Here is a 15,715-nt window from a genome sequence, read left to right as displayed (position 1 = left end):
TGGTGGAACTGCGGTGCTGTCAGGATCGGCGATCCTGAGGTGGCGATGAGAGAGACGGGATGGCTCGTAGCCTCCTTCGCCCACCATCTGGCGCGCGGTGACATGGCATCGAAGTTCGTACCGCCTCCCTGCACGATGGAATGCGCCGACTCGCCTCAAGCTATGACCTGAGACTTCACGGACGCCAGCCGGACACCATGCGCGCACGGTATGTGGAATTGGCGCAGGAATTCGGTGTCTGGGACTATCTGCGCGACCGCTTCATCATCGCGGGTTCACGGTCCGGGGTCCAAGACAAACTCGAGACTCTCGCCGATCGTGGCGTGGTGAATCTGGAAACCGGAGTCTCGGTCGGAGGACCGGAGGCGGCTGTCGATGTTATTTCCGCTATCAAGGAGATGCGACGGAACCGAGAGGCCAGGTTTGCGGCTAACTTGTGACGGACCGGACAGTATAATGTGCAGTCACCAATTGGAAACGCTGCCTGATCCTGCCGGGAGAAGATCGTGCTCGTCCGAGTCTTGATGTGCATAGTCAGGCGACCGTGGCTCGCTATCGCACTTGTCAGTGGTGTCACCGCCATTTGCGGACTTTTCGGCATGGGTGTTCAACAGCATTTGCAGCCGGGCGGATTCCTGTCGTCCGATCTCGAATCTGTCAAAGCGGCGGAATACGTCTACGAACATCGCCGAGGCATAAGTCCCAGCCTGGTCATAATGGTTTCCTCCGATAGTGGAGTCGATAGTGCGTCCGCTATCAAGGCAGGCAAGAGCATCGTGAACTTTGCGAAAGGCACTGCAGGTACCACCGGCGTCACATCGTATTGGACGGCCGCATCACCAGACGAGGCCAGAGCGCTACGCGGAAGGTCGGGGAATGATGCGGTAATTCTCGCGACCGCGAAGGACGATGCAGCGGCACGATCCATCAAAGCAGATATCGATGCCATGAGTTTCACAGACACCACGATTCGTATCGGAGGCACCTACGGATTCCTCATCGACGCGAGTCAAGTCGCGGGAGAGGATATTTCCCGCGCGGACCGTCTCGCCGTACCGGCAACACTGATCGTTCTGATATTTGTATTCGGCGGTGTCGTCGCGGCCTCGCTTCCGATCCTGAGCGGCCTGTGCTCGATCGTGATCACCTTGGGGATTCTGCGTCTGTCCGCCGAATTATTCGAAGTATCGATATTTTCATTGAACGTCGCCACCGTCCTCGGGTTGGCGCTGGCCATCGACTACAGCCTGCTGATCGTCACCAGATACAGGGAGGAGCGCACACGGGGACTGGCCACCGAGGCGGCCGTCGTCGCCACGATGCGTGCGGCCGGGCGGACAGTCCTGTACTCGGCGTGCATAGTCGGTGCCGGCCTTGCAGGACTGTTGGTGTTCACGCAGTTCTTCTTGAGATCCTTCGCTTACGTCGGTCTTGCGGTTGTCCTGGCGTCGGCGCTCACTTCGCTCATCCTGGTTCCGGCGGTGTTGCTCGTCATCGGGGACAGGATCGACAAGCCCAATGTCCGCCGGTTGCTTCCGAATTCGTCGCTGCCGTTCTGGTCGAGACTGCGCAAGAAGCCACGACTGATCGAACTGACCAAGATCGCAGTCCGAAGACCGATCTTGTCCGCCTTGGTGAGCATCGCGGCGCTCCTTGCAGTGTGCGCACCCTTCATCTCTGTGAACTTCGGGTACCCCGATGATCGCGTGCTCGCGGCATCCATTCCCAGCAGACAAGTCGGGGACATCATCCGCGAACAGTTCAGCGTCGACTCGCAATCATCCGTCCAGATCGTGCTACCGACAGTACTGGGGCATGACGACAGGCTGACGAAATATTCCGCGGATATCTCCAAGATCGACGGTGTCAAATTCGTGAAAGCGAATAACACTTTCTTCTCCGACGGCCTGCGCATGAGCGGACCCATGGATCCTCGGGTCGAATCCGGGGACGCTGTCCTGACGGTGGCATCGGCGGTCGACCCGTACTCCGATGAAGGTAAGAAACAATTATCCGATATCCGAGCAGTCGAATCACCGGGCCCGGTTCTGGTGGGCGGGTTCGCGGCTATGAACATCGACTCGGTACAATCGGTGGGGAACCGACTTCCCTATGCCGTCCTGATAATGATCTCGGTTACACTTTTCTTGTTGTTCCTATTTACCGGCAGCGTCGTGCTACCTCTAAAAGCAGTTGTTCTGAACACCCTCTCGCTGGCCGCTCCCTTCGGCGCCTTGGTGTGGATCTTCCAAGAAGGGCATCTCGCCAGTTATCTCGGCGTCACAGCCACGGGATACATCGATTCGATGACCCCCGTCCTGGTCTTCTGCATTACCTTCGGGCTATCGATGGACTACGAGGTGTTTCTACTGGCAAGTTTCCGTCGAGAATGGATGAAATCCAGTCGCTCACCGGACGACTTGGCGAATGTGATCGTCTCGAGCGTATCGGCCAGCGCCAGAGTATTCGTCCCCGCCGCATTGGTGATGTCTATCGTGTTCATGACTCTCGCGATGTCTCGCGTTGAATTTCTTCAACTGTTCGGGGTCGGCATGACCCTTGCGGTCCTGACTGATGTCACTCTTATCAGAATGATCCTGGCTCCCGCACTAATGATGCTGATGGGAACCCGGAACTGGTGGGCACCGAGATTTATTTCAGAATGGCATGCCCAGAAGTATCCAGAGTCTGGCGATTACCGAAAACTGCTCTGAGACCGTGTCTCGGGTGGATGACTTCACCAGTCAGCGCGGTCGTCGCCGCGATCGCCTTCATCAGCGGTGGCAGCGCGGCGGCGTCGCGAAGATGCTGTCGAGCGGACCGGCCACGTCAGGGCTGATCCCTTCCTCGGCGAACCATTCCCAGCGGAACAAACGCGTCCGCACCGGCGCGGGGATCCAACACAGCCCCCGAGCGATCCTGGCGAATCGGCCACCACCCTCGAGAATGGAGCGGTGCTCCGCCAAGGCTGCCAGCCGCTGTGCAGCGAACGCACGAACGTCTATCCGGTGGGTGATATCGGAGCGGGCGGTGAAACCGCCGCGGATCGCCGTGGCGGCGTACCCGAACAGCCGGGCCGGCGCGACGAGCTTCACCAGCAGCTCCCGCGGCAGTGTCGCGTCCAGCACCCGAGGCACTCCCGCTTTTGCCGCCGCCATCGCACCGAGCTCGTGAATACGGACGTGGTCACGGTGACCGTAACCGCCGTGGCGGTCGTAGCTGAGCAACACCTCGGGGCATTCTTCCCGCAAAATCGCTGCCAACCGTTCGGCGGCCTCTTCGAGGTCGGCGCGAGCGAAAAGTGTTCGGCCTGGCGGGTTCGGATACAGGATCGGTCCGTGTCCGCTGTCGGCATAGCCGAGATGCTCGACCCTGACCACGCCGAGGATCCCTGCGCTGGCCTGCAACTCACATAGTCGCGGCGCGACCAGCTGGTCGAACTGTTCCATGTGTCCGTCGCAGGCGACCACAATGACGGTGCGGTGGCCGGCATCTGCCAGCTTCGCGAGGGTGCCTCCCGTCAGCAAGATCTCGTCGTCGGGATGGGCATGCAAAGCCACCACTGTCGCCACCTCGACATTATGCACCGCAGCTATAGGTGGCATTCTCCCCCGGTGACCGAGCGCTCCGTCGTGGTCCCCGACAAGACTTCCAGCCACTGCGAGTCAGTTCACCGCCGGGACCCTCTGCGGTCGGCGACATTTCCTTCCACTACGCGTTTCCGCGCCGACGGGTCAGGGCAGTTCGTCGATGCTAACCCGCCGATCCAAGCCACATTCGGAGGGTTCGTCGTTGTCCCAGTTGAGGATCCGCACTCCGTCGGCCGGGTCGAGGTGGGCTTCCACCAGAGCGTGATGACCAGGTCGGCCGAGGCCAGCAGAACCGGGTCGATCGATTTCGGGGTCTCGGCGCTGATGTCGACACCCGACTTCGCGCAGCGATTCGGCGGACAGAGCGTTGGCGGTGGTGCCGGGTGCCGTTCCAGCGGAGCGCCGCCTGCTCGCCACCTTTGGTGGGCCAGCCGGTCGTGCTGCCGCCCCGGGCGCGGGCACACGATCGGAACATGAGCCGGAGTAGGCGGATCCGTCGGGCTCGGGCCAAACGCGTGGCCAGGGCGCATGTGCCCCTGATGTGCGGATCAGCGAGCGGCCCGCTAACACCTACGATCGCGCGGTCGCCGGGCACTTCGAAGGTGACCGAATCATCGGCAGTGCCCATGTGAGTAGGTCGATGTGCTCTCCACCCGGAACTTCGGTAGTTGGATCGAACTTCTCCGGTCGACGTGCATAGTGGAGAGAAGCTTCCGTGAAGAAGGGAGAGTCGCCAAGCTGGGATACCGCCCATGAGCGAGCTCAGCCCTCGGCCGCCAACTGGCCGCAGGCGGCGGCGATCTCCTGGCCGCGGGTATCACGCACAGTGCACGACACACCCTGGGCGATCACCCGGCGCACGAACTCCTTCTCAACCGGCTTCGGGCTGGCATCCCACTCGCTACCCGGTGTCGGGTTGAGCGGGATCAAGTTCACGTGCACGAGCGGGCCGAGCGCCTTGTGCAGCTTCTTGCCGAGCAGGTCCGCCCGCCACGGCTGATCGTTGATATCGCGGATCAACGCGTATTCGATCGACACGCGGCGCCCGGACTTGTCGGCGTAATACCGTGCGGCGTCGAGCACTTCGGCGATCGACCAGCGATTGTTCACCGGAACCAAAGTGTCGCGCAGTTCGTCATCGGGAGTGTGCAGCGACACCGCCAGGCGCACCGACATGTCCTCGTCGGCCAACTTACGGATCGCGGGCGCGAGGCCGACGGTCGACACCGTCACCGACCGCTGCGAGATGCCGAGCCCGTCGGGAGCGGGCGAGGTGATCCGGCGAACCGCGTTCACCACCCGCTTGTAGTTGGCCAGCGGCTCACCCATCCCCATGAACACGATGTTGGACAGCCGACCCGGACCACCGTGCACCTCGCCGTCGCGCAGATCTGCCGCGGCGGCGCGCACCTGGTCGACGATCTCCGCGGTCGACAGGTTGCGGGTGAGCCCCGCCTGCCCGGTCGCGCAGAACGGACACGCCATCCCACACCCGGCCTGGCTGGAAATGCACAGCGTATTGCGGTCGGGATAGCGCATGAGCACGCTCTCCAGCAGCGTCCCGTCGTGCGCCTTCCACAGCGTCTTGCGGGTATCGCCCTCATCGCAGGCGATATTGCGCACCACCGACAGCAGCGGCGGGAACAGCGTTTCGCCGACCTTCGCGCGCACATCGGCGGGCAGATCGGTCATCAGCGCCGGATCGGACTGCAGGCGGCCGTAGTACTGACGGGCCAGCTGGTCGGCCCGGAACTTCGGCAATCCCAGCTCCTGCACCGCGGCCTTGCGTTCGTCCGAATCGAGATCGGCGAGGTGGCGCGGCGGCATGCCGCGGCGCGGGGCATCGAACACGAGGGGCAGGGAGATGGCCATAGTTTCACCATTGTCCCAAACGCGGCGTCGGGGTTGCGACGCCGGGCAACGTTATCGACAAGATGCGTGCGCGAGCCATAGCAGTCGGCAATGATCGAACCATGAGTACATCTGCGGAATCCGGTGCGTCACCGGCCGATCACGACCCGCCGCCGACCGATCTCACCGGCAAGCACGGCAAGCCCGCCGAACCGGCGAAGCGAGCGGTATCGGTGCCACGCGACGCTGTGCACGGATCGCGCACCGGCTACGCCTGGATCGCCTTACTGGCCGCCGCCCTGCTCGGCATCGTGCTGCTGATCTTCATCATCCAGAATCTCGACAAGGTCCGCACCAACCTGTTGTTCTGGCACTTCGAACTGCCGCTCGGCATCACCGTATTGCTGTCGCTGATCGCGGGCGCGCTGGTGATGGGCCTGGTCGGCGGGGTGCGAATCCTGCAACTACGGCAAGCCGCCAAGAAGTCCTGACGCTCACACCAGCGCGCTGAGCACCAGCCAGGAGACGAACGCCGAGGGCAGCATCGAGTCGAGGCGATCCATGATTCCGCCGTGCCCCGGCAGCAGCGTCCCCATGTCCTTGATGCCGAGTTCCCGCTTGACCTGCGACTCGATCAGGTCACCGATCGTCGCCACGGCCACCAGCCCGACACCGAGCACCACACCGATCATCGAATTGGCCTCGAGCAGCAGGGTGACGGTCAGCAGACCGCCGATCACGCTGAACACCAGCGAACCGCAGAACCCCTCCCACGACTTCTTCGGGCTGATCGCGGGCACCATCGGATGCCTGCCGAACAGCACTCCGGCGACATAGCCGCCGACATCGGAGCACACGACCAGGATCATGAACGTGAGCACCCGCAGATTGCCGTCGGGTTCGAGCAGCAGCAGCGTCGAGAACGCGGCCAGCAAGGGGATCCAGGTGAGGGTGAACAAGGCGATCGCGGTGTCACGCAGGAAGTTCTTCGGCGCGGTACTGAGTCCGTGATCGAACAGGCGCCACACCATGCACACCAGCGCGGTGGCGGCGAACGCGCCGAGCACCCCGCTCGCCCCCCACGGCCAGCCGAGCCAGAACACCGCCTGACCGCCCACCAGCAGCGGAATCCGTGGCACCAGCACGTCGGCTTCGCGCAGCCGCTTGGTGACCTCCCAGGTCGCGACACCCACGCCGAGCCCCGCGACCGCGATGAACACCTTCGGGACGAACAACAGGATCGCGATCAGCGACAGCCCGAGCGTCAGCCCCACGGCCAGTGCTGCGGGCAGATTGCGCCCGGCCCGTGAAGTCGGGGCAGGCGGCTGCTCGCCCTGCGGCGTGGCCGCGGTCGCGGTCTCCTCGACCTTGTCCGGCATGGGATCCGGTGCCGCCCCGGTGGCGGCGGCGTCTTCGGCCACGATTGTCCCGTCGCTCAACTCGTCGTTCCGTTCATCCCCCGCACGAGCGGGACTGGCGAGATCTGGCGCTCAGACCTCGAGCAGTTCGGCTTCCTTGTGCTTGACCAGCTCGTCGACCTGCGCCACATACTTGGCGGTGGTCTTGTCGAGCTCCTTTTCGGCGCGCCCGACCTCATCCTCACCCGCTTCGCCATCCTTCTGGATGCGGCTCAGTTCGTCCATCGCCTTGCGGCGGACGTTGCGAATCGAGACCTTGGCGTCCTCACCCTTGCTCTTGGCCATCTTCACCATCTCGCGGCGACGTTCCTCGGTGAGCTGCGGCACCGAGATGCGCAGAATGTCGCCGTTGTTGGTCGGGTTCACGCCGAGGTCGGAATTGCGAATGGCGTTCTCGATCAGGCCGAGCGAGCTCTGCTCGTAGGGCTTGATCACGACCATGCGCGGCTCGGGCACGGTAATGCTGGAGACCTGGGTGATCGGGGTGAGCGAGCCGTAGTACTCGATCAGCACACGGGTGAACATGCCAGGGTTGGCGCGACCGGTACGAATGCTGCCCAGGTCGTCCTTCGCCACCGTGACGGCCTTGTCCATCTTCTCCTCGGCATCGAAGAGCGCTTCATCAATCACGACCGAATCCTCCACAGCATCGTCATCGTCATCGTCCGCGGATGCGGGGTCACGACCGAACCAGGGTGCCGATGGGTTCACCGGCGACCGCGCGAGCAATATTGCCCTTGATCAACAAATTGAACACCAGCATCGGCATCTGGTTGTCCATGCAGAGACTGAACGCGGTGGCATCGGCCACCTTCAGGCCCTTTTCGATCACTTCCTTGTGGGTGATCTCGGTGAACATGCTCGCATTCGGGTCCACGCGCGGGTCGGCGTCGAACACGCCGTCGACCGCCTTGGCCATCAACACCACGTCGGCGCCGATCTCCAGCGCGCGCTGGGCGGCGGTGGTGTCGGTGGAGAAGTAGGGCATACCCATGCCCGCGCCGAAGATCACGACACGGCCCTTCTCGAGGTGACGCTTGGCGCGTAGCGGCAGGTAGGGCTCGGCGACCTGGCCCATCGTGATGGCGGTCTGCACGCGGGTGTCCACGCCCTGCTGCTGAAGGAAATCCTGGAGGGCAAGGCTGTTCATCACGGTGCCGAGCATGCCCATATAGTCGGAGCGGGCTCGCTCCATTCCGCGCTCCTCGAGCTCGGCTCCGCGGAAGAAGTTGCCGCCGCCGATCACCACGGCCACCTGCACGCCGGTCTCGACGATCTCGGCGATCTGCTCGGCCACCGTTTGCACGACATCGGGGTCGAGACCGACCCCACCACCACCGAACATCTCCCCACCCAGCTTGAGCAGCACCCGGTTGTATCCAGGGCGGTCGTTACCCGGGTCGGTCATGGGTGTTGGTCTCCTTCGGCGAGGTCGAGAGCAGGGCGAGCAGGCGGCATCCATCCTGCCCTATCAGGTTGCGATCACCCAGAAGTGGGGTCGGTCGATCCACGAGTAAAGCCCCTTCGGCGCGGCATCACACCGCGCCGAAGAGGCTTTTTCGTCAGTTCAGGCGGATCAGGCCTGGCCGACCTCGAAACGAGCGAAACGCTTCACGTTCACGCCCGCCTCTTCCAGAAGCGCCTTGACGGTCTTCTTGGAGTCGGTGACGGCGGACTGCTCGAGCAGCACGACGTCCTTGAAGAAGCCGTTGACGCGGCCTTCGGTGATCTTGACCAGCGCAGCCTCGGGCTTGCCCTCTTCGCGCGCGGTCTCTTCGGCGATGCGACGCTCGGCGTCGACGACGTCGGCGGGCACCTCCTCGCGGGTCAGGTACTTGGCCTTGAGCGCGGCGACCTGCATGCCTGCGGCACGCGCGGCGTCGGCAGCGGCGTCGCCGGTGCCTTCGTACTCCACCAGCACGCCGACGGCGGGCGGCAGGTCCGAAGCACGCTTGTGCAGGTAGGTGGCGACCGCGCCGTCGAAGGACACGACGCGACGCAGTTCCAGCTTCTCGCCGATCTTGGCCGACAGCGCCTGCACGGCGTCGTCAACGGTGCCGTCGGTCAGCTTGAGCGCCTTGAGGGAGTCCAGGTCGGCCGGCTTGGCCGCGGCGGCCGCGGTCACGATGGCGTCGGCCAGCTGCTGGAACTCGGCGTTCTTGGCGACGAAGTCGGTCTCGCAGTTGATCTCGATCATGACGCCGTCCTTGGCGATGACCAGACCCTCGGCGGTCGCACGCTCGGCGCGCTTGCCGACGTCCTTGGCGCCCTTGATGCGCAGCACCTCGACGGCCTTGTCGAAATCGCCGTCGGAGTCGGCCAGCGCGTTCTTGCAGTCCATCATGCCGGAGCCGGTGAGCTCCCGGAGCCGCTTCACATCAGCAGCGGTGTAGTTCGCCATCGGGGGCGAGCCTCCTGTATTTTTGGCGGCTGGCGCCGCGGATTCTCGGCCTGGGAACCTCGATCTTCCCTCCCGCCGGGCACTCCTTCGTCGCACCCTCTGGTCAGTCCAGATCGAGGCGGCCGAGAATCAAGGAAAGAGATTTCTCGGCCGTAGGCCATGCAGTTTTTCGTTCGGTATTACGCCACCTTGCCGACCGCATCTGAATTCAGACGGGCCGGCAAGGTGAACAGTGTGCTACCGGTCAGCTCAGAAGTCGGCCGGGGTGTGCTGCGCCGGGTCGGCCTCGGCCTCAGCCGGGGTCTCGACGGCCGGGGCCTCGGTCGCGGCGGCGACATCGGCTTCGGCAGCCGGGGTCGCCGAGGACAGGAGCTCCTGCTCCCACTCGGCCAGCGGCTCGCCTGCGCCGGCTTCGGGCTTCGCGTCGCCGGAAGCCTGGCCCGCGCGGGCCTGCACGCCCTCGGCCACCGCGGAGGCGACGACCTTGGTGAGCAGTGCGGCGGAACGGATCGCGTCGTCGTTACCCGGGATCGGGTAGTCGACCAGGTCGGGGTCGCAGTTGGTATCCAGGATCGCGATGACCGGGATGTTCAGCTTGCGCGCCTCGCCGACGGCGATGTGCTCCTTGTTGGTATCGACGATCCAGATGGCCGAGGGAACCTTGGCCATGTCACGGATACCACCGAGGGTGCGATCCAGCTTGGTCATCTCACGCGTGAGCATGAGGATTTCCTTCTTGGTGCGACCCTCGAAGCCACCGGTCTGCTCCATCGCCTCGAGTTCTTTGAGGCGCTGCAGGCGCTTGTGCACGGTGGAGAAGTTGGTGAGCATGCCACCCAGCCAACGCTGGTTGACGTAGGGCATTCCGACGCGCAGCGCCTCGGAAGCGATCGACTCCTGGGCCTGCTTCTTGGTGCCGACGAAGAGAACGGTGCCACCGTGGGCAACAGTCTCCTTGACGAACTCGTAGGCCTTGTCGATGAAGGTCAGCGTCTGCTGCAGGTCGATGATGTAGATGCCGTTGCGGTCGGTGAAGATGAACCGCTTCATCTTCGGGTTCCACCGACGAGTCTGGTGGCCGAAGTGCGCGCCGCTGTCGAGCAGCTGCTTCATAGTTACGACAGGCATAGCCCTCGTATCCTCTTTCGTTGCCGGTTGTCGCGGTCGATCGGCGATCGACTGCCCTGGCGCCACCGAAACCGCCGGACCCGATTCGAAGAATCCGGGACCAGCCGACGATTTCCCTGTTCATCCGTTGGAGAACTCGCACTGACATGCCCTTGCGGACCGTCTGCATTTGCGAGCGACGACCGGATGGACGAGCACGGGTGGCGCGCGAAGTCGGTCCGTACCACGCACACGCACTGGCTGCTGAGCACAAACCGCTTGTTCAGTCTACGCGGACCGGGGCCAGGTCCGAAATCGACCCTGCGCAGCGACCGCCCATTTCGCAGATGAAGTGGTCGATATCCACATGCGGGGAAGTTGTCCACAATCCCGAAATCGTTGTCCCGGCGGGGTTGCCCGGCGCCCAGAGTGGGGGCATGAACCCATTGACACGCACCCTGATCACTACGTTTCCGCTGCTCTGTGTGGCCGGAGTCGCCGCTGCACCAGCGGCGGCTCACCCAACGTCGGGCGATGCCGCGGGACCGTCGGTGACTCGGCCCGCCGAGACGACACCCCCAGCCGGGCTGTCGCCGATATGCGCCGGCGGCGACGGTGCCGTCGTCCTCGCGCAGCCACCCGCGAGAAGGGCAGGCGAACCGATTTTCCCATCGCAACGTGCGGCCGCGCCGGGCACGGTACCGATAGCGCCTCCAGTACCGCGGCGGAACGCGGCAGCGGGTTCCTGCGGGCGAGCGCCGGTAGTGGTGCCGGTGATCGTCGTGCCGCGTCGAGAGCTTGTTCCCGCACCGGCTCCGGTGCGGGTGACGATCCACGACCTCGGTTCCGCGCCCGGCCGTCCGCGCGGCGTGGATCAGAGCGCGGGGGCGCGGTCGGAGATCGAGATCGTGGTGCGAACCGGGGGTGGGAGTGGATCGGCGGCGGAGCTTCCCGCGGTTCTGCGGGAGATGTTGCGAACGCTGGCGGCGCCGCAGCGGGTGCCGACACCGCGACCGCACCGCTGAGACCGGGCGATGTTCGACAAGCCCGACACCGCACGGTATGTGCCGACGCTCGCTACCCGTCTTGATTCTCCGAACCGCTCCGTGGTGCCGGACCGAGAAAACGGGTCTCGGAACCTCGAGAATCCCGATGCCGGACCGAAGATGCGGGCTCGCCTTCACGGTCTCGATCGGTCCAGGGTCGGCACTGTGACGCGAGCCGCCGTGGCCGACCGCGACGAGTGGCCTCGCGACGCCGGGAAGTCGCGTCGTGCGGTACGCCGGATCCGGTCGATATTCGGGCGGGTAGTCGGTGTCGTCTGTCTGGTGGCGATTGTGCTCAGTGGTGCGGTACCCGCCGAGGCGGCCGAATCCAGGCCGTTCGGGTGGCCGCTGCGGCCGCGGCCCACAGTGGAACGCAAGTTCGACAAGCCGGAGCGGAATTGGTTGCCGGGGCATCGAGGCGTGGATCTGGCGGGCGCGGCCGGGCAGCAGGTGCTGGCGGCGGGCGACGGCATCGTGGTGTTCGCGGGGGAAGTGGCGAACAAACCGGTGGTGTCCATCGATCATCCGGGCGGCGTGCGCACCACCTACGAACCGGTGCGGGCGCAGGTGAGGGTGGGAAGCCGGGTGAGCAGGGGAACGCCGCTCGGCACCCTGGTGGCCGGACACGAGGGGTGTCCGGTCACCGCCTGCCTGCACTGGGGCGCCCGTCGCGAGTCCGGTGCGCACAACCGGCGCGAATACGTCGACCCGCTCGGACTCCTGCACGAGGTGCCGGTCCGCCTGAAACCGTTGGAGCCATGACGTGACGAACCACTCCACCACCCGGCCCCCACGACGATCGGCTGCGGACGAGAATCGAGACGTGCCAGACAAAACAGCGCCGTTCACCTACCCCGAGGTCGGTGCCACCCGCACCACCATGCCGAGCGGATACCACCGGTTCCGGCTACGACGGCCGGTCGGTCACGGCCGCGATCTGTTCGACCGCGCGGCCACCCACATCCTCGAGTACGGGATGCAGAAGGGCTCCGGCGTCTTCCAGAGCGCCGACACCGAAACCGCCCAGCAGGGAACCGCATTGACGGTGTTCCTCGGAATCGGCCGCCTCGGCATCACCGCACCCTGTCGTGTGGTCTACGTCCTCGACGAACCCGACCGCGCGGGCTTCGCCTACGGGACCCTCCCCGGACACCCCGAGGTCGGTGAAGAACTGTTCGCCGTCGAGTACGACCCCACCGACGACACCGTCTACGGCCTGGTCACCGCCTTCTCCAAGCCGGGCACCTGGTACGTCCGCATCGGTGGCCCCGTCGTCCGCCTGATCCAGCGCTGGTTCGCCCACCGCTACGTGAATACCTTGCCCACCAACGGCTGACGACGCGCCCGACCGGCGCGGATGCAGGCGGGGATCGCTTCCTTCGGCGCCCGTGCCGAGCTACCAACCCTCGCCGAGTCGCTCGATGTCGGCGCTTCGAGACCGGCCGAGGACGATGGCCTCGCGGACTCGGTGGCCGTCACTCACGGACTCGGTGGCCTCAGAGGAGTGCGGCAAGCGCGTCTGCCTCCGCGATCAGCCGATCGCGGCGGTCGATCGCACCGAGGTGCTCGTATTCGGTTGCCGCGAGGCGTCTTTCGTCGATCTCGCGACGAACGATCGCTTCGATCTCGACATCGGTGAGGTCGCGGCGGCTGGCCTCGGCCGCGCCGAGACCAACTGGGCTGGCTTCCATCGCACCGGCTCTCCTCTCACCGACATCGATCGCCTCCGCGTTGTCGATCGCCGCCAGCGCCGAACGTAGCGCCGACACCGCACCGAGGTCGCGGGCCTTCATCGCAGGTTTCAACGCGGCACGCAGCCGCTCGCGCAGGGAAGTCACGCCGACCACACTATTTTCCGGTGCTGCGATCGTCGACCGAGTTCCGTGTCGGCGGCGGTCGCTCGCGAACGCGCGGACACTTTTTGCAGCCGGTAGGCGTTGAAGAAGGCGCGGTTTGCGGTCCCACCGTCGCGGCCATGGCAAACGGACTCCCCCGAATCCCTGTGGATTACACGCTGCTGAACGGCCCGGTCGATCCAGCCGAACGGGCTGACAGGTCACGGCAGGCCGCAGTCACGGCAGGCCGCAGTATGGGCAGGCCGCAGTATGGGCACGACCGGACCACCGGTTGAACAGCACATCAGCCAGGAAGGCGAGGCGGCCGCACTAGCCGTTGAGCAGCAAGGTGACGACGGCGATCAGAGATACGGTCGCTACGGCGAGGGTGGTGGTCGCGACGAATCGGTGACCGGCGCCCGCACGCCCGCGATCGAGCGCGCGGCCGCGGGACCAGCCCACACCGGCCAGGAGCAGCGCGACCGTGGCGGCGGTGAGTGGGAGCACCCAGGTCGGCCGACCGTCGGCCGCCGCTTCGTGGACAAGGAGCAGGGCGCAGGCGGCCGCGCCGAGTGACGTGCGCCGCCAGGCCAGGGCAGTGCGCTCCATCGCAAGAGTGGGTGCGATCACGAGAGCACTACCGCTACGCAAGCGAGTGCGGCTACCACCGCAACGCCGACCGAGAGAACGGGAACCAGGATCGTTCCCGGGAGCGGTCCCCCGTCACGCATCGCGAGATTCACCCGACGCCAGTGCCGGAAAGCGGCGAGCGCGACGACCAGGCCCATGACCAAGCTGATCAACGAGATGACACCGGCGAATCCGGCCAGGCGAGTCGGCTGGACGAGGGTGTGCACCGCGACGCCGCCGGCGAGCAGACCGAGCGAAGTCCTGATCCACGCCAGGAACGTGCGTTCATTGGCGAGGGTGAACCGGTAGTCGACCTCCTCTTCGCCGTCCTCGGATTCGGCCCCGACCTCGGGCAATGTCACTAACCACCACCTCCTCCTGTCCCCATCATGCGCTACCGCGATCCATCCGCTCGTGATCGTCGCGAGCGCGACGCCCACCATGTCGTCCCACCGCCACCTGATCTCTACGCCGCCCTGTTGCCCACCGTCGGCCGTTCGCCCCTCGATGATGCCGCCCCGCGACCCCGCTCGCCCCGCCGATGCCATGCCGCGCTACGGTCCCGCTCTCGCCGATCTGCTCACAGGCGAAGCGCGGCCCGGTACCCGGACTCGTTCCGCAGCGGTCAGCCGCAGGGTGCGCTTGGTCGTGGACTCGTTCCGCCGCTGTCAGCCGTGGAGGCGGACCTGTCGAAGACCCGCACCGCCGCGGTCAACCGCGAGGGCAGACCTGGTCGAAAACCCGCGCCACCGCGGTCAACCGCGAGGGCAGACCTGGTCGAAAACCCGCACCACCGCGGTCAGGCGCGAGGGCAGACCTGGTCGAAAACCCGCACCACCGCGGTCAGGCGCGGGGGTGGGCCTGGTCGTGGACTCGTTTGAGGCGTTCGACGGAGACGTGGGTGTAGAGCTGGGTGGTTGCCATGCTGGCGTGGCCGAGCAGTTCCTGGACGACGCGGAGGTCGGCGCCGCCCTCGAGGAGGTGGGTGGCTGCGGTGTGGCGTAGACCGTGGGGGCCCATGTCGGGGGCGCCGGGGATCGCGGCGATGACCTCGTGGACGACGGAGCGGGCTTGGCGTTGGTCGAGGCGGCGGCCACGTTGACCGAGGAGCAGGGCGCGGCCGGAATTGTCGTTGACCAGGGACGGGCGGCCGGCGCGGAGCCAGGCGTCGAGCGCGGTGTCGGCGGGACCACCGAACGGCACCGAGCGTTCCTTGTTGCCCTTGCCGAGAACGCGCACGAGGCGACGCTCCCGATCGATGTCATCGATATCGAGACCGCACAGCTCACTGACGCGAATTCCGGTGGCGTACAGCACCTCCACGATCAGCCGGTCCCGCAGTGCCATCGGATCCTGCTGCGCCGCCCCGGATTCCGCCGCATCCATGGCGTGTTCGGCTTGATTGCGGCCGAGCACCGCAGGCAGCACGCGATGTGCTTTCGGGGCCTGCAGTCGCAACCCGGGGTCGACACCGAGCCGCCCGGTCTCGGTCAACCATGCGGTGAAAGTCCTTGCCGCCGATGCCCGCCGGGCCAGGGTCGTCCGCGCCACCCCTACCGCCGCGAGCTCGGCCAACCACGACCGCAACAACGGCAGATCCAGCTCCCGCACCGCCGAATCCGCCGACCGCGCATACAGATGCTCGAGCAACGACCGCACATCCCCCAGATACGCCCGCACCGTATGTGCCGACCGATTCCGCCCCAACCGCAGATGCCGCCCGAACTCGGTAAGCAATGCGGTCAGATCATCAGGCAACACATCCATGACCCAACCGTCACCCTTCCCCGTCCCCCACGCAACCCACCACGCCGCTCCCGGATGCGAGCCGCCCACA

Annotated in this window: 17 protein-coding genes and 1 pseudogene; 6 read left to right on the top strand and 12 right to left on the bottom strand. The window is 65.5% G+C overall.

All coding sequences use genetic code 11. The features are described 5' to 3' along the window. The first annotated feature begins 212 nt into the window (after positions 1-212). Together ACFXKN_RS31235 and ACFXKN_RS31230 are read left to right on the top strand one after the other, a co-directional pair. Complete coding sequence (locus ACFXKN_RS31235) at positions 213-440, top strand: hypothetical protein (RefSeq protein WP_378965460.1); 228 nt, start codon at positions 213-215, stop codon at positions 438-440. Positions 441-599: 159 nt separating this feature from the next. Continuing rightward, positions 600-2,714 carry an MMPL family transporter gene (locus tag ACFXKN_RS31230; protein WP_378965457.1) on the top strand — a complete coding sequence of 705 codons (2,115 nt, stop codon included), beginning with the start codon at positions 600-602 and terminating at the stop codon, positions 2,712-2,714. Between the two features lie 60 nt (positions 2,715-2,774). On the opposite strand, the gene ACFXKN_RS31225 is transcribed toward ACFXKN_RS31230, so the two are convergent. The 3 genes and pseudogenes from ACFXKN_RS31225 to rlmN form a co-directional block, all read right to left on the bottom strand. Further along, the gene (locus ACFXKN_RS31225) at positions 2,775-3,572 is read right to left on the bottom strand and encodes a PIG-L deacetylase family protein (RefSeq protein ID WP_378965451.1); all 798 of its coding nucleotides are present in this window, start codon (positions 3,570-3,572) and stop codon (positions 2,775-2,777) included. 192 nt (positions 3,573-3,764) lie between these two features. Further along, positions 3,765-3,989, bottom strand: a pseudogene (locus ACFXKN_RS31220) (low molecular weight phosphatase family protein); the annotation flags it as partial. A gap of 363 nt (positions 3,990-4,352) precedes the next feature. Further along, entirely contained in the window at positions 4,353-5,462 is a 1,110-nt protein-coding gene (gene rlmN, locus ACFXKN_RS31215) for a 23S rRNA (adenine(2503)-C(2))-methyltransferase RlmN (protein WP_301902122.1), read from the bottom strand. Between the two features lie 101 nt (positions 5,463-5,563). Here rlmN and ACFXKN_RS31210 point away from each other — a divergent pair, with 101 nt between their 5' ends. Then, complete coding sequence (locus tag ACFXKN_RS31210) at positions 5,564-5,932, top strand: lipopolysaccharide assembly LapA domain-containing protein (RefSeq protein WP_378965435.1); 369 nt, start codon at positions 5,564-5,566, stop codon at positions 5,930-5,932. A gap of 3 nt (positions 5,933-5,935) precedes the next feature. On the opposite strand, the gene ACFXKN_RS31205 is transcribed toward ACFXKN_RS31210, so the two are convergent. The 5 genes from ACFXKN_RS31205 to rpsB all read right to left on the bottom strand — a co-directional run bounded on the left by ACFXKN_RS31205 (position 5,936) and on the right by rpsB (position 10,388). Beyond that, the gene (locus ACFXKN_RS31205) at positions 5,936-6,820 is read right to left on the bottom strand and encodes a phosphatidate cytidylyltransferase (protein WP_378965536.1); all 885 of its coding nucleotides are present in this window, start codon (positions 6,818-6,820) and stop codon (positions 5,936-5,938) included. A gap of 111 nt (positions 6,821-6,931) precedes the next feature. Further along, positions 6,932-7,489 (bottom strand): ribosome recycling factor, encoded by a 558-nt coding sequence (gene frr / locus ACFXKN_RS31200; RefSeq protein ID WP_358187502.1) that lies wholly within the window; start codon positions 7,487-7,489, stop codon positions 6,932-6,934. A 49-nt stretch (positions 7,490-7,538) separates the two neighbouring features. After that, on the bottom strand, positions 7,539-8,267 hold the full coding sequence (gene pyrH / locus ACFXKN_RS31195; RefSeq protein WP_378607015.1) for a UMP kinase: 729 nt from the start codon (positions 8,265-8,267) through the stop codon (positions 7,539-7,541). Positions 8,268-8,435: 168 nt separating this feature from the next. Beyond that, positions 8,436-9,260 carry a translation elongation factor Ts gene (gene tsf / locus ACFXKN_RS31190; RefSeq protein WP_378965427.1) on the bottom strand — a complete coding sequence of 275 codons (825 nt, stop codon included), beginning with the start codon at positions 9,258-9,260 and terminating at the stop codon, positions 8,436-8,438. A gap of 249 nt (positions 9,261-9,509) precedes the next feature. Continuing rightward, positions 9,510-10,388: a 30S ribosomal protein S2 gene (gene rpsB, locus ACFXKN_RS31185; RefSeq protein WP_378965423.1), complete on the bottom strand. Its 879-nt coding sequence runs from the start codon at positions 10,386-10,388 to the stop codon at positions 9,510-9,512. A 761-nt stretch (positions 10,389-11,149) separates the two neighbouring features. Here rpsB and ACFXKN_RS31180 point away from each other — a divergent pair. The 3 genes from ACFXKN_RS31180 to ACFXKN_RS31170 all read left to right on the top strand — a co-directional run bounded on the left by ACFXKN_RS31180 (position 11,150) and on the right by ACFXKN_RS31170 (position 12,749). Beyond that, positions 11,150-11,392, top strand: coding sequence for a hypothetical protein (locus tag ACFXKN_RS31180; RefSeq protein WP_378965420.1), 243 nt, complete (start codon positions 11,150-11,152; stop codon positions 11,390-11,392). A gap of 300 nt (positions 11,393-11,692) precedes the next feature. Continuing rightward, complete coding sequence (locus tag ACFXKN_RS31175) at positions 11,693-12,175, top strand: M23 family metallopeptidase (protein WP_378965532.1); 483 nt, start codon at positions 11,693-11,695, stop codon at positions 12,173-12,175. 61 nt (positions 12,176-12,236) lie between these two features. Next, the gene (locus ACFXKN_RS31170) at positions 12,237-12,749 is read left to right on the top strand and encodes a DUF1990 family protein (protein WP_378965416.1); all 513 of its coding nucleotides are present in this window, start codon (positions 12,237-12,239) and stop codon (positions 12,747-12,749) included. A gap of 160 nt (positions 12,750-12,909) precedes the next feature. Here the strand turns inward: ACFXKN_RS31170 and ACFXKN_RS31165 are convergent, their stop codons facing one another. From ACFXKN_RS31165 to ACFXKN_RS31150, 4 genes are all read right to left on the bottom strand, one after another. Continuing rightward, positions 12,910-13,251 (bottom strand): hypothetical protein, encoded by a 342-nt coding sequence (locus tag ACFXKN_RS31165; protein ID WP_378965412.1) that lies wholly within the window; start codon positions 13,249-13,251, stop codon positions 12,910-12,912. Positions 13,252-13,578: 327 nt separating this feature from the next. After that, the gene (locus tag ACFXKN_RS31160; protein WP_378965409.1) at positions 13,579-13,857 is read right to left on the bottom strand and encodes a DUF202 domain-containing protein; all 279 of its coding nucleotides are present in this window, start codon (positions 13,855-13,857) and stop codon (positions 13,579-13,581) included. A gap of 17 nt (positions 13,858-13,874) precedes the next feature. Next, complete coding sequence (locus tag ACFXKN_RS31155) at positions 13,875-14,240, bottom strand: YidH family protein (RefSeq protein WP_378965405.1); 366 nt, start codon at positions 14,238-14,240, stop codon at positions 13,875-13,877. A 481-nt stretch (positions 14,241-14,721) separates the two neighbouring features. Then, on the bottom strand, positions 14,722-15,645 hold the full coding sequence (locus ACFXKN_RS31150; RefSeq protein WP_378965402.1) for a tyrosine recombinase XerC: 924 nt from the start codon (positions 15,643-15,645) through the stop codon (positions 14,722-14,724). Between the last annotated feature and the right edge of the window lie 70 nt (positions 15,646-15,715).

This window comes from Nocardia sp. NPDC059195 (assembly GCF_042754695.1).
Lineage (GTDB): Bacteria > Actinomycetota > Actinomycetes > Mycobacteriales > Mycobacteriaceae > Nocardia.
The sequence above is the reverse complement of the archived record's forward strand: the minus strand, read 5'-3'. Positions and strand labels throughout refer to the sequence as shown.

Excerpts from the sequence above, each read along its gene's own strand:
- ACFXKN_RS31160 (WP_378965409.1), bottom strand. The coding sequence starts at position 13,857 with ATGGAGCGCACTGCCCTGGCCTGGCGGCGCACGTCACTCGGCGCGGCC.
- rpsB (WP_378965423.1), bottom strand. The coding sequence starts at position 10,388 with ATGCCTGTCGTAACTATGAAGCAGCTGCTCGACAGCGGCGCGCACTTC.
- rlmN (WP_301902122.1), bottom strand. The coding sequence starts at position 5,462 with ATGGCCATCTCCCTGCCCCTCGTGTTCGATGCCCCGCGCCGCGGCATG.
- ACFXKN_RS31230 (WP_378965457.1), top strand. The coding sequence starts at position 600 with ATGGGTGTTCAACAGCATTTGCAGCCGGGCGGATTCCTGTCGTCCGAT.
- tsf (WP_378965427.1), bottom strand. The coding sequence starts at position 9,260 with ATGGCGAACTACACCGCTGCTGATGTGAAGCGGCTCCGGGAGCTCACC.
- ACFXKN_RS31210 (WP_378965435.1), top strand. The coding sequence starts at position 5,564 with ATGAGTACATCTGCGGAATCCGGTGCGTCACCGGCCGATCACGACCCG.
- ACFXKN_RS31150 (WP_378965402.1), bottom strand. The coding sequence starts at position 15,645 with ATGGATGTGTTGCCTGATGATCTGACCGCATTGCTTACCGAGTTCGGG.
- ACFXKN_RS31205 (WP_378965536.1), bottom strand. The coding sequence starts at position 6,820 with ATGCCGGACAAGGTCGAGGAGACCGCGACCGCGGCCACGCCGCAGGGC.
- pyrH (WP_378607015.1), bottom strand. The coding sequence starts at position 8,267 with ATGACCGACCCGGGTAACGACCGCCCTGGATACAACCGGGTGCTGCTC.